Below are 12,614 nucleotides of genomic sequence, written 5' to 3'. Positions count from 1 at the left end.
AAATCTTTATAGCCAGGCAAGCTTCAGGTAAATCCGGCTGTTTTAAAAGCTGCATGAAGGGTTTGGCGATCAGCTTGAACCAAGGCCGGATTTATGGTATAAACTTCTTTGGCAAACAATACTTTTAATAAGTACATTTAGGGCCAATATGGAACATAGAAAACTTTGGCAGAAAAAAATTCAAACCAAGATTAACCAATTTAGGGAAAAATTTACCAAAAGAGAAATAGACCGCTATTATCTGGACCGGTTGGAAGCAGTGGCCGGCAAGGTAGCTGATTTTTCTGGAAACTGCCGGGAATGCCAGGATCATAGGCAAATAATAGAAAGCCTGATAAAAGATTTAGAGAATATAGAGACCCTTGGCCAGTCTGGGACCAAGGAATATAGAAACAAAATTGAAAATATAACCAATCATTTAAGAAAAGAGCATAAAATCATCCCCTGGGGGCAAAACCTGGCCCTGGGTGTTTCCCTGGGGCTTTGTTTTGGTTCTATGTTGGGCTTAACCTTGTTTGATAATATGGCAATAGGGTTAGGTATTGGCCTTCTTTTGGGCATAGCTATCGGCTCCAGCATGGACATGAAGGCTAAAAAAGAAGGCCGAACCATATAAAATACTATGCTGCTTTTTCATCTATCCGCTTAATTCGAGCAGATTAGCGGTAAACCCATTTATAATTATTTTCAAAGTAGTAAAATAAAATAAGAGTATTTTTTAAAAGAATTCCTTTGGTGGACGGTCAGGTTTGTAATTCACATAATTTTAAAAAAAATAGAGGTAGTGATATGAATAAAATAAAAATCGTTACCGACAGTACAGCTGATATATCTCCGAAGTTAGTTGAAAAATATAACATAGAAGTAATACCCCTGTATGTCAATTTTGGAGAGGAAAGTTATCTGGATGATGGCCAAAGATTGACCAAAAAACAATTCTATGAAAAATTGGAAAAGACCAAGGCCCAGGTAACCACTTCGCAGCCTGCGCCCCAGGATTTCATTGAAGTTTACGGCAGGCTCTTGGAAGATTACCAATCAATAATTTCCATACATATCTCCCAAAAAATGTCTGGCACCTTTAATTCTGCCCAGATAGCAAAAAGGAAATTTCCTAATAGCGATATAGAAATTATTGATTCTGAACTGGTGCATATGCCTTTGGGCCTCCTGGTAATAAAAGCAGCGGAGCTAGCCCTTAAGAACAGGCCCAAGGAAGAAATAATTGATGCAGTTCAGGAGCTCAAGCAGAAAATAAAGGTTCTGTTTATACCGCATACTTTAAAATATATGATTAAGAGCGGCAGAATAGGCAGGGCCAAGGGTTTGATTGCTTCCCTGCTGGAAATACGGCCTATACTTACTTTCCATAAGGGAGAAACTTCTCAGTTTAAAACTACCAGGAGGTTTGGCCAGGCAAAGGATGAACTGATAAAATCAATGAAAGGCATGATAAAAGATACCAATAACCTGACGGTTATTGTTTCTGATTCTGATGCCAAGGCTGAAGGGGACATGATGGCCCAAAGAATTAAAGAGGCTTTCTCTCCCAGGGAAATTATGAGGGCTGAAGTGGGGCCGGTGGTAGGAAACCACCTTGGTCCGGGGGGAATAACCGTAACTTTTTATGAAGAGTAGTATATGGGTAAGGTTAGGACAAACAGGCCTATATCATGGGTTTTAATTGTAATTTGTACAGCAATACTGGCATGGTTAACCTTATCCGGTTGTGAATCTGATCCCAGTCTTGATTCCGGGAGCCAACAAAATTTATCATTGGTAGAAATCTCAGACCAAGAGATTTTTCATAAATATTTCTCAGAGATGGGGCTGGGAAGACTAAATAGTATTTTTACCGGCTCTATAACCAAAGGGGTTAATACGTTCTTCCCCCATCAGGAAGGGCGGCTCTATTTGGGGTTTAAAACTAAAGATGATGTTGCCATCAGTGCAGCTGTTTTTGATAAGGATAATTATAGTTTTATACAGAGGTGCCAAACCAGTTTTTACAGCGAAGGGGCTGATGGATGCGAGATAGAAATTCTAGAGTATAAATTTTTACCCCCCGGCGATTATGAATATAGGGTATATGTAGAAGATGATCTAGCAGCCTCGCTTCCTTTTAAAATTATCTCCTATTTTAATTGTTTTTTAAATTTTTAGCTGGAGTAATGGACAGCATGTTTAAGGTTATAGGATCATAGGATTAGGTTTTTTTAAATCTATTGTATTTTAGGTGCATTTTATACTATAATCTAATCAAACACACAAAAACGAATAGAAACATGCAAAATAGTGCAAATATTAACCATTACAGGAGGCAGAAATGAGCTATGACCATGATTGGGCAAAAGTAGATGCCCACGCTATCCCCCAAATTAAAGTAGATCCCCCAGGACCAAAATCCCAGGCGCTGCATGCCAGGGCAGAAAGATATATGAAGGGCTATTCATCTCAGGTAAAACTTTTCCCGGTAGCTTTCGAGAGCGCCCATGGGGTAACCATGACCGATGTTGACGGCAATACCTATATAGATTTTTCTTCCGGAATCTATGTTACCAATTTAGGCCATTGTCATCCCAAGGTAGTAGAATACATACAGAAATACACTGGGCAACTTATGAACTGCCATGACTATACCACTGAAATAAAGGCCAGGTTTCTGGAAAAATTAGCTTCAGTTACACCCGGCAACCTAAGCGGGGTTCAGATGTATTGTGCCGGAACAGAAGCAGTAGAGGCAGCTATGAGGGCTGCCCGGGCATTTACCAATAAATATGAGTTTTTCAGCTTCTATGGTGATTTCCATGGAAAAACAATGAGTGCTGTATCCCTTACTGAAGTAGCCAATTACACTTCCGGACCCAGGGCAGTGGGCCACCATATGGCTCCCAACGGACATTGTTACCACTGCCATTTCCAGAAAAAATACCCGGAATGCGGCCTGTTCTGTGTAGACGCTTTAGAGAAGCAGATTTTAATGGAAGGCACTGGAAACGTTGCGGCCATAGTCATGGAGCCCATACAGGGATGGGGAGGATCAGTGGTTTATCCTGATGATTACCTGCCTAAAATAAGGAAGATGTGTGATAAGCTGGGCATCCTGATGATTGTAGATGAAGTTTTAACCTGCTGCGGCCGTACCGGCAAGATGTTCTGTGTAGACCATTACGATGTGGTGCCTGATATTATTGTATTGGGCAAAGGTTTGGCTAATGGTTTCCCCTGCACTGCTTTTGCCATCAGGGAAGACTATACTGATGTGTTGGAAAAAATTTCTGCCTCTACTTCCTATGGAGGCAACCCTATGGCAGCTGCTGCCGGCCTGGCTTCCCTGGAGGTAATAGAAGAAGAAAACATAGTAGAGAGGTCTGCTAAACTGGGAAGCTTTATAATGGGCAAGCTGGAGCAGATTAGGGACAGCCACCCCATAATTGGAGAAGTGCGGGGCAAGGGATGCCTGCTAGGCATGGAAGTAGTAAAAGACAAACAGACCAAAGAGCCCTTTGACGAAGCGGGTAGAAAGATTTACCAGAAAGCTTTTGCCAATGGATTGGCTTGGATTCCAGCCGGCCATAACTTGAGGATGTCTCCGCCTTTGATCATGGAAGAAGATGTTGCCCAGAAAGCACTGGAGATTATAGACCATGCCATTGGGGAAGTGGAAAAAGAATACGGGTATTAAAGCCAGGGAGAGGAGATTGAAATGAAAACATTAGGTTTGGGAATGGTAGGCTACGGTTTTATAGGCAGAGTGCATACCATCTCTTATCTGGATATGCCTTTCTATTACAGTCCTGTACCTTTCAAGATAAAACCGGTAGGCGTTTGCTCGGTCCCTATTGATGATGCCGAGAAGGGCATAGGAGAGGCAGGATTTGAGTTTGCCACCGAAGATTACCGGCAGCTTATAGAAAGGGATGATATTGATATTATAGAGGTATGCACCCCTAATTATTTGCATAAGGATATAATTATAGAAGCACTGGAGGCAGGCAAACATGTGGTTTGTGAAAAACCTTTGGCTATGAATCTGGATGAAGCCCGGCAGATACTGGAAGCGGCAAAACAGCATCCTGGACAGGTAGCCCAGGTAAGTTTTGAGTACAGGTACCAGCCTGCTGTAATGCGGGCCAGGCAGCTTATCCAGGAAGGTTTTTTAGGCCGTATATACAGCAGCAGGATTGTTTATCTCCATGCTGGAAATGCAGATCCTAACCGTCCTGCCTATTGGAAAATACAGAAAGAATTTTGCGGGGGCGGCTCTCTTTACGACCTGGGATCCCACATCATAGATATAACCAGGTTCCTGTTAGGGGACTTTAAAAAGGTGTTTTCCAAGCTGGACATATTTGTAAAGGAAAGACCCATTGGGGGCAATACTGAAGGGGTATGCCGGGTAGACACTGAAGACCTGGCCCTGATGCTGTTTGAGCTTGAAAATGGGGTCTCAGGGACATTGGAAGCTTCCAAAGTGGCCAATGGTACCAATGATGAAATAAGGTTTGAGATCCATGGGGACAAAGGAGCCATAAGGTTTAACAGTATGCAGCCCAACTACTTGGAGGTATATGATAACAGAAACCAGGGAGAGCCCATAGGCGGGTTCCGGGGTTTTACAGCTATTGAAACCGTGCAGCGTTACCCTAAACCGGCTACCCAGTTTCCTGGACCCAAGTTTGCCATAGGGTGGATCAGGTATCATATGGGAAGCGCTTTTGATTTTTTAAATAATATTGCCCAAAACCAGCAGCCTGAGGCTGATATGTATGCGGGATACAAAGTTCAGGAAGTAATGGAAGCAGCTATGATTTCTAATAGCCGCAACACATGGGTAGACCTACCTTTAAGGGGGGATGAATAAATTATGCTAAGAAAAATTGAATGCTATATCCAGCCCACCAAGCTGGATGAAGTTAAAGAAGGCCTCATAGAGGCCGGTATAGAAGGGATGTCAGTAACCGAAGTGCTGGGATTTGGCAGGCAAAGAGGATATCTGGATGGGGAGACTCCCAATAAAAGCGTTAAACTTCTTCCTAAAATTAAACTGGAGATAGTGGTAGGGGAAGATGATGTAGATAAAATTACTGCCGCCATTATCAAGCTGGCCGGTACCGGATGTATCGGTTCCGGGAAGATATTTGTTCTTCCGGTAGAAGATGCCATACGAATACGTACTTCTGAATCAGGTATAAGTGCTATAACCTAAGGAGGTCTGTTTATGGATAACATATGGACCCAGAGCCTGGGGAGACTGGCTAAAGTGGCAGATATGCTGTCTCTAGACCAGGGAATGCTCAAATACCTTTCCATACCCAGGAAAATAACAGAGGTAGCGGTACCGGTAAAAATGGATGACGGCAGGCTGGACGTTTTTACCGGATACCGGGTGGTTCATTCCACTAACCGGGGGCCGGCTAAGGGGGGTATAAGATACCACCCCCAGGTAGACCTGGATGAAATAAAGGCTTTGGCCCTTTTGATGAGCTTAAAATGTGCATTAGCCAACCTGCCATTTGGAGGATCCAAGGGAGGGGTTACTGTAGATCCCCAGCAGCTTTCTGCCCGGGAGCTTGAAAACCTAACCCGCCGGTATACTTTCGAGCTAATACCCAACTTGGGCCCTGAAAAAGATATTCCCGCCCCGGATGTGGGCACCAATGCCCAGGTGATGGCCTGGATTATGGATACCTATTCCATCGATAAGGGTTATGCGGTTCCGGGAGTAGTTACCGGCAAGCCTATAGCCCTGGGCGGTTCCCAGGGCAGGGAAGAGGCTACCGGCAGGGGCTGTGTTTATAACCTGCTTTCTGCCTTAAAAGTGCTTCGCTATGATAAGCCCTGTTTAAAGGTAGCCATACAGGGGTTTGGCAATGTGGGCTCCAATGCAGCCCGGATACTCTGCGACCTGGGGTTTAGGATAGTAGCCATATCTGATGTGGGGGGAGCGGTATATAATGACCAGGGCCTGGATGTTTACCAGCTTTTTAATTATGTGGAAGATCATAAAACTGTGTCCGGATATCCGGAAGCGGAAAACCTGGCCAGGGAAGATATATTTGGCATAGAAGCAGATATCTTTATACCTGCTGCGCTGGAGAACCAGATAACCGAATCTACTGCAGCCAAGATAAAGGCCAGGATTGTAGCAGAAGGGGCTAATGCCCCTACTACTCCCCAGGGAGACCAGGTACTGGCTGATAAAGGTATCTTTGTTATCCCTGATATACTGGCTAACTCAGGAGGAGTAACCGTATCCTATTTTGAATGGGTACAGGGAAACGATGCCTATTTCTGGTCCAAAAGAAAGGTAGACATAGCTTTAAAAGAAGTTATGGATGCCGCTTTTGACCAGGTATATAGCCTGCACCAATCCAAAAAGATATCTATGAGGGATGCTGCTTATCTTATTGCGGTAGAAAAAATAGTGGAAGCAGTGAGGCTAAGGGGAGTATATCCGTAAGGATAAAGGCTTATTTCTGGATTATGGCCAACCCTGTTTTCTTGAGCTTATCCATAAAAGCCTTATTGGCTAAATTGTCCGTAACCAAGATGTCTATGCTGGAAATGCCGGCTACAAAGTTTATGGAAATATGCCCCAGTTTTGAGTGGTCGGCCAGGGCTATAACCTGTTTGGCGCTGTTTATTATGTTTCGTTTGGTGTTAGCTTCGATCTGGTTGACAGCAGTGATTCCCCGGTTGATATCCAAGCCGGTGATACCGATAAAAGCCTTATCTACATTCAAATTAGTAAAAGTATGGTCGGCAATGGGACCGATTAGGGAATGGGTTTGGGGATCAAGTATCCCCCCGCTTAATATAATGGTAAATTCAGGGTTAAGGCTGGAAAGTACCGAAGCTATTTCACACCCGTTGGTTATTACTGTTAACTTCTTTTTGTTCCTGATGTTTAAGGCGGTATGATAACCGGTAGTACCCGATTCAATAATAATTACATCCCCTTCTTCTATCAGCTGGGAAGCGGCTAGGCCAATTTTTTTCTTTTCTTCTATATTCCTTTGCTTCTGGGTATTGAAAATCATTTCCTGGCCTACCGATAGGCTCCGTATGGCTCCGCCATAGGTTCTTTTAACTAAATTATTTCGGCTCAGACGGTTTAAGTCACGCCTGATGGTGGCTTCAGATACTTGCAATTGGGCAGCAATTTCCTGCGCTTTTACGCTGCCGGTTTCATTGATGATATTTAGAATATATTCTCTTCTTTCTTCACCCAGCATAATTTAATGTATATTGATAACAGTTAAATTATAATTATAACATAAAAAGAGGATGTCCTTAATCAGGCTCAGTAAAATTTGAAAGAATGAAATTTATCTCTTAAAATATTGAAAAATACTGCAGTTTATTAGATAATTATTAATACTGAAATCGTTATTAATATCGTTATCTATGAAGAATATAACCCTAAAAGATGTAGCCAAGGAATCAGGAGTGTCAGTCCCCACTGCTTCCAGGGTGTTGAATAATGAGAAGTTTGTATCCAGCGAAGTCAGGGACAAGGTAAAAGCAGCAGCTAAAAAGCTTAATTATGAGCCCATGTGGACTGCCCGCAGCCTGAGGCTTAGAAAAACCAATATAATTGGCATGATAATTCCCAATGTAGCTGATTATTTCTTTTCAAGTATTGTAATGGGAGTGGAGAGATCCATTAGAAACCAGGGCAAAGAACTAATACTTTTTAATACCAGCAATGATGAAAACATTGAAGAAAAGGCCATAAAACTGGCCATATCCAAAAGGGTAGAGGGAATCATACTGGCTACTATCTGTAAAAATAACGGAGTTATCAAATCTATGATACACAGTTTTGGCACCCCCTTTGTGGTGGTAGACAATAAGATAGATATAGATAAGGCAGACTTTGTATTAAGCGATGATATTAACGGCTCCCATAAATTGATTAATCATTTGATAAGGGTTCATGGCTATAAAAAGATTGCCTGTATCAGCGGTCCCCTGGATGAATCCAGCGGTTTTGACAAGTTAAGCGGCTATAAGAAAGCTTTAGCTGATAATGGTTTAGAGGCAGAACCGGACCTTGTAAAGGTGGCAGACTGGAAGAAGAGTAAGGCCTATGCGGCTACCCAGGAATTAATGAACCAAAAAAACAGGCCGGAAGCTATTTATTGTGCCAATGCCAATATGTTAATTGGATGTTTCCGTTACCTGAATGAAAAAAACATAAGGGTTCCCCAGGAGGTGGCGGTGGTGACCTTTGATGATTATGATTTTGTTTCTGCCATGAATCCGCCAGTCACCACCCTGCAGCGGATTGATTTGGAGATAGGGGAAAAGGCAGCAGAGCTGCTGCTAAAAAGGATAAACGGCCAAGGCGATGGATACCAGGAAGTCAGGATTGATGCTGATTTGATAATTAGGAAATCTTGCGGATGCAGTTAAGATTGGCAGATTCGTTCTGAAATCGTTATCAGTAGCGTTTGTAAAATATTACCTTAAACAGGGAGGACAGATAAATGAGTGATTTTGTATTTGAACCAGCAGAATTTGTACCGTTCAAAGACAAAAAAGTGCTGGAGAAGGCAAGGTCAATACACGGAAAGGATTTGGAGAAATATTCCAATGACAAAATGAAAATAAAGGTTACAAAAAATCCGCACCCTATAATTATAGGGGATCTTTTTACCAGGATTAAAATGTCTGATGACCTGGATAAAAAGCAGGTATTTATACTGGGTAATCCTGAGCCGGAAACCTATATACCGGTAGCAGAACTCATAAATTACCACCGGGTAGACTGCCGCAATGTCTACATTTTTGCCATGGACGAATGGGCTGATCAAGATGGGAATATAGCCCCGGAAACCTACAAGGCAGGCTTTGCCCATTCCCTGATCAATTATTTTGTGAACCAGATTGACCAAGACCTGAGAATGCCCATGGATAATGTTTTTTACCCCACCAATAAAAATATTAAGGATTATTCCAAGATGATAGCAGAAGTGGGAGAAGGCGGGGCAGATGTTTGTTATTCCAGTCCCGGCTGGGCAGGGCATATTGCTTTCGTGGACCCGTCACCGGAGTTTTTAACTGATGATATAGATGAATACTTAAACCAGGAAGCCAGAATAATTAGCCTGCACCCCTTAACCATATGCCAGAATTCTTTACATGGAATTTTCGGGCAATCCGGGGATATAGCCAATGTGCCGCCCAAGGCAGCTACCATAGGACCGGCTGATGTGGCCAGGTCCAGGGTAAGGATTGAGCTGCATGCATTGCAAACCATGGGCACTTTTGTATCTTGGCAGAGAATGACCTCCAGGTTGATTTTACTGGGGCCGGTTACCCCGTATGTACCCAGCTCCATATTCCAGATACTGGATACCCAGGTTTATGTAAGCGAAGAAATAGCAGCACCCTTTGAGTGCTGGGAAACTGTAGGATATTAAAAATTTTACAATATAAACAGAAGGAGGATGGTAAAAAAGGTTAAAAAACAAGCTTAATCATTTAAAGGAGGGGAAGGAAATGAATAAGAAATTGTGGTTTATGCTGATATCATTGGTCATAGTATCAATGATAGTTACGTTTAGTTTCTTTGGTTGTGGTCAACAGCCGGCAGCTCCGGTGCAGGAAGAAGCACCAGCCGAGGAGCCTGTTGTTGAACCGGAAGCCGAGGAGCCTGTAGCAGAGGAGCCTGCTGAACCTGCTGCAGAAGAGGTGGTAACACTTACATATACCAGCTTAAGGACTGAAGATGTGGACCGGGTAAACAGGATTAACCAGGTGTTTATGGAGCAGTATCCTAATATAAAAATAGAGTTTGAACCAGTTAAAAATACTGAATATGATGCTTTCCTGAAAACATCACTAGAAACAGGGGTAGGAGCAGATATAGTGATGTTGAGGTCCTATGACGGTGGAAGGCAGATCTATGACGGAGGCTATTTAGTAGAGTTAAACGAAGAGATACCTAATTTTAATGATTTTACTCCCAACTCTATCGGAGCCTGGCAGACCGAAGACGGAGTTATATACGGGGTGCCTTATTTTGGCTCTATAACTGGTGTTTGGTATAATAAGGATATATTTGCTGACTATGGCCTGGAACCTCCTGCTACCTGGGACCAGCTGTTATCTGCAGCCCAGACCCTAAAAGAAAATGGGGAAGTAGCAATTGCCCATGGAACCAATGACCAATGGGTTCTTACCGAAACCCTGTATTGCGACTTGGGCCCCAATTTTTATGGGGGAGAAGCCAGCAGGCAAGCTTTAATCAACAGGGAAATCAAGTTTACTGATCCAAGATTTGTAAAAGCATATGATGCTTTATGGCAGCTGGTAGAATATTTCCCGGAAGGCTACCAGGCTATAGACTATGTTACCATGCAGCAGATGTTCTGCAATGAACAGGCAGCTATGTTTATTGCTGGATCCTGGGAGCTGGGAATAATTGAGGATGCAGGAGTAAACGCAGGATGGTTTGCGCCTCCGGTAGAAAATGAAGGAGACCGGCTCCAGTACCCATTTTATGCTGACTTGGCTTTGGGGGTAAATAAGGATTCCCCTTATGTTGAAGAGGCTTTAACTTATCTGAAATGGATTGCATCTGCAGAACATGCATCCTTGCTGGCAAATGAATTACCGGGAATGTATCCTCCCTTGACCATTGACTTCGAGATTAGCAATCCCTTATCTCAACAAATTATGGATATGGCTAAGGGGGACGATGTGGATACCACCGGCCAGTTGATGTGGGAAAAACTTTCTGCGCAGGAACCTAGCGGTGAAACTCTCTTTAATGAAGCCTGCCAGAAATTTTTCAATGGAGACATAACTTCTCAGGAAGCAGTGGAATTAGTCCAGAAAGGCCTGGATACCTGGTATTTTACCGAATAAAAACATAGGTTTATGTGCTATTTGCTTTAGGGCAAATAGCACATAAACCACTATAAATTAAATATTGGTAAACCTATGTTAAACCTTAACAAAATAAAAAGGGCAAGATACTATATTTTCTTTTTTCTATTGCCTGCTTTGCTGGTTTACACTGTGTTTATGATAATGCCCTTGTTTAATTCCATGCGTATGAGTTTTTACACCGGACAGGGAATAGTACCTGATCAGTTTTGCGGTTTCCAAAATTATATTAGACTGTTTACCCAGTTCCCGTTTCAGGATAGGATCTTTAATGCCTTTTCCAATAATGTAAAATTCTTTTTGATGGTTTCCATTTTTCAGAATGTAACCGGATTTTTTCTAGCGGTACTGGTTACCCGTAAAATTAGAGGTACCCGTTTTTTCAGGACTTTTTATTTTCTGCCCACTGCCCTATCAGTAATAGTAGTAGGGTTTTTATTTAAGCTGATGTTGAATCCGGTTTGGGGAATATTTGACAAGATGCTGAGAGGGGTTGGCCTGGATTTTATCATACGGCCCTGGCTGGGGGGTTCCGCTACTGCCCTGCCTGTCCTGGCGGCAGTTACTGCCTGGCATATGATAGGCATACCCCTGGTATTTTTTACGGCAGGCATTGATGGCATACCGGAAGATATAATAGAAGCCTCCCGTATAGATGGTATAAATATATGGGGCGAGATCAGGCATATCATTTTTCCCTTATTAAAACCCATAATAGGAATAGTAGTAATATTGACCTTTGTAGGTAATTTCAGCGAATTTGAAATTGTTTATGCCATGGAATCGGTGCAGGGAGATCCTGCTTTTGCCACGGATATCTTTGGTTCATTTTTCTATAGAACCACTTTTGGTACCATGATGAATGTAGTCAGTGATGTGGGCTTGGGAGCAGCTATTGCCACTATTATGTTCATATTAATACTTACCGGAGTAATTTTCTTTTTAAGGCTTTCATGGAGAGAAAGGTAATATTTTAAATTTAAAATCATGAATACAGAACTAAGAAAAACTAAATATCTTCCCCGGGTTGGAATTTATGCGCTTCTTGTATTCCAATGTTTAACAATAACTTTCCCCCTGGTGCTTATGGTCATGTCTTCATTTAAGAGCAACCGGGAAATATTTAAGACCCCTTTTAGCCTTCCCAGTTCATTTAACCTGGAAAATTACAGGGATCTTTTTGTTCAGTCTAATTATTTAAGGTATTTTATAAATAGCATTATAGTTTCCATAGCGGCCATTGCCATAACCCTGATTGTCTCTTCCCTGGCTTCTTATGCTTTGTCCAAATATAGTTTTGCCTTAAATAAAATAGTGTTCTTTTACTTTTTGGCCGGGCTGATGATACCCATCAGGCTGGGTACCATAAATATTATGCAAATGTTTATAAAGCTGAACTTATATAATAATTTACTATCCCTTATTATAATTTATGCTGCTTATGGCATACCGCCCGGTATTCTAATATTTACCGGTTTTATGAGGGATATCCCCAATGAATTAAGTGACTCAGCCCGGGTGGACGGCTGCAGTGAAATTGGAATATTTAGGAAAATTATTGTACCTTTAATCGGTCCTGCTATTGTGGTAGTTGCGGTCTATAACTTAATACCTATCTGGAACGACTTCTGGTTTCCACTGGTGCTGATTAACTCTGACAATTTAATGACCATACCTTTGGCTACCGCCAAATTATTTGGCAAGCATGAAAC

General features: G+C 42.3%; 13 protein-coding genes. 12 read left to right on the top strand and 1 reads right to left on the bottom strand.

Annotation, left to right across the window (positions count from 1 at the left end; all coding sequences use genetic code 11):
* Positions 1-148: 148 nt before the first annotated feature.
* The 7 genes from PHN32_08415 (at position 149) to PHN32_08385 (ending at position 6,463) form a co-directional block, all read left to right on the top strand.
* Positions 149-616: a hypothetical protein gene (locus PHN32_08415; GenBank protein MDD3777612.1), complete on the top strand. Its 468-nt coding sequence runs from the start codon at positions 149-151 to the stop codon at positions 614-616.
* A 173-nt stretch (positions 617-789) separates the two neighbouring features.
* Entirely contained in the window at positions 790-1,638 is an 849-nt protein-coding gene (locus PHN32_08410; protein ID MDD3777611.1) for a DegV family protein, read from the top strand.
* Positions 1,639-1,776: 138 nt separating this feature from the next.
* On the top strand, positions 1,777-2,163 hold the full coding sequence (locus PHN32_08405; GenBank protein MDD3777610.1) for a hypothetical protein: 387 nt from the start codon (positions 1,777-1,779) through the stop codon (positions 2,161-2,163).
* A 163-nt stretch (positions 2,164-2,326) separates the two neighbouring features.
* A complete protein-coding gene (locus PHN32_08400; GenBank protein ID MDD3777609.1) occupies positions 2,327-3,685 on the top strand; it encodes an aspartate aminotransferase family protein in 1,359 nt (452 codons plus the stop codon).
* A gap of 21 nt (positions 3,686-3,706) precedes the next feature.
* Positions 3,707-4,864: a Gfo/Idh/MocA family oxidoreductase gene (locus PHN32_08395; protein ID MDD3777608.1), complete on the top strand. Its 1,158-nt coding sequence runs from the start codon at positions 3,707-3,709 to the stop codon at positions 4,862-4,864.
* Positions 4,865-4,867: 3 nt separating this feature from the next.
* Complete coding sequence (locus tag PHN32_08390; GenBank protein MDD3777607.1) at positions 4,868-5,209, top strand: P-II family nitrogen regulator; 342 nt, start codon at positions 4,868-4,870, stop codon at positions 5,207-5,209.
* 12 nt (positions 5,210-5,221) lie between these two features.
* Complete coding sequence (locus PHN32_08385) at positions 5,222-6,463, top strand: Glu/Leu/Phe/Val dehydrogenase (protein ID MDD3777606.1); 1,242 nt, start codon at positions 5,222-5,224, stop codon at positions 6,461-6,463.
* 10 nt (positions 6,464-6,473) lie between these two features.
* On the opposite strand, the gene PHN32_08380 is transcribed toward PHN32_08385, so the two are convergent.
* Positions 6,474-7,238 (bottom strand): DeoR/GlpR family DNA-binding transcription regulator, encoded by a 765-nt coding sequence (locus tag PHN32_08380; GenBank protein ID MDD3777605.1) that lies wholly within the window; start codon positions 7,236-7,238, stop codon positions 6,474-6,476.
* Between the two features lie 172 nt (positions 7,239-7,410).
* On the opposite strand from PHN32_08380, the gene PHN32_08375 reads away from it, so the two are divergent.
* From PHN32_08375 to PHN32_08355, 5 genes are all read left to right on the top strand, one after another.
* Positions 7,411-8,421 (top strand): LacI family DNA-binding transcriptional regulator, encoded by a 1,011-nt coding sequence (locus PHN32_08375; GenBank protein ID MDD3777604.1) that lies wholly within the window; start codon positions 7,411-7,413, stop codon positions 8,419-8,421.
* Positions 8,422-8,495: 74 nt separating this feature from the next.
* The gene (locus tag PHN32_08370) at positions 8,496-9,431 is read left to right on the top strand and encodes a hypothetical protein (GenBank protein ID MDD3777603.1); all 936 of its coding nucleotides are present in this window, start codon (positions 8,496-8,498) and stop codon (positions 9,429-9,431) included.
* 79 nt (positions 9,432-9,510) lie between these two features.
* Positions 9,511-10,881: an extracellular solute-binding protein gene (locus tag PHN32_08365; GenBank protein ID MDD3777602.1), complete on the top strand. Its 1,371-nt coding sequence runs from the start codon at positions 9,511-9,513 to the stop codon at positions 10,879-10,881.
* Positions 10,882-10,956: 75 nt separating this feature from the next.
* The gene (locus PHN32_08360) at positions 10,957-11,871 is read left to right on the top strand and encodes a sugar ABC transporter permease (protein ID MDD3777601.1); all 915 of its coding nucleotides are present in this window, start codon (positions 10,957-10,959) and stop codon (positions 11,869-11,871) included.
* Between the two features lie 123 nt (positions 11,872-11,994).
* The coding region (locus PHN32_08355; protein ID MDD3777600.1) for a carbohydrate ABC transporter permease at positions 11,995-12,614 on the top strand (620 nt) is incomplete at its 3' end.

The organism is Actinomycetota bacterium, assembly GCA_028698215.1.
Taxonomy (GTDB): Bacteria; Actinomycetota; Humimicrobiia; order Humimicrobiales; family Humimicrobiaceae; genus Halolacustris.
This window is presented reverse-complemented; position numbering and strand designations above follow the sequence as displayed.

Excerpts from the sequence above, each read along its gene's own strand:
- PHN32_08415 (MDD3777612.1), top strand. The coding sequence starts at position 149 with ATGGAACATAGAAAACTTTGGCAGAAAAAAATTCAAACCAAGATTAAC.
- PHN32_08410 (MDD3777611.1), top strand. The coding sequence starts at position 790 with ATGAATAAAATAAAAATCGTTACCGACAGTACAGCTGATATATCTCCG.
- PHN32_08400 (MDD3777609.1), top strand. The coding sequence starts at position 2,327 with ATGAGCTATGACCATGATTGGGCAAAAGTAGATGCCCACGCTATCCCC.
- PHN32_08395 (MDD3777608.1), top strand. The coding sequence starts at position 3,707 with ATGAAAACATTAGGTTTGGGAATGGTAGGCTACGGTTTTATAGGCAGA.
- PHN32_08390 (MDD3777607.1), top strand. The coding sequence starts at position 4,868 with ATGCTAAGAAAAATTGAATGCTATATCCAGCCCACCAAGCTGGATGAA.
- PHN32_08385 (MDD3777606.1), top strand. The coding sequence starts at position 5,222 with ATGGATAACATATGGACCCAGAGCCTGGGGAGACTGGCTAAAGTGGCA.
- PHN32_08380 (MDD3777605.1), bottom strand. The coding sequence starts at position 7,238 with ATGCTGGGTGAAGAAAGAAGAGAATATATTCTAAATATCATCAATGAA.
- PHN32_08375 (MDD3777604.1), top strand. The coding sequence starts at position 7,411 with ATGAAGAATATAACCCTAAAAGATGTAGCCAAGGAATCAGGAGTGTCA.
- PHN32_08370 (MDD3777603.1), top strand. The coding sequence starts at position 8,496 with ATGAGTGATTTTGTATTTGAACCAGCAGAATTTGTACCGTTCAAAGAC.
- PHN32_08365 (MDD3777602.1), top strand. The coding sequence starts at position 9,511 with ATGAATAAGAAATTGTGGTTTATGCTGATATCATTGGTCATAGTATCA.
- PHN32_08360 (MDD3777601.1), top strand. The coding sequence starts at position 10,957 with ATGTTAAACCTTAACAAAATAAAAAGGGCAAGATACTATATTTTCTTT.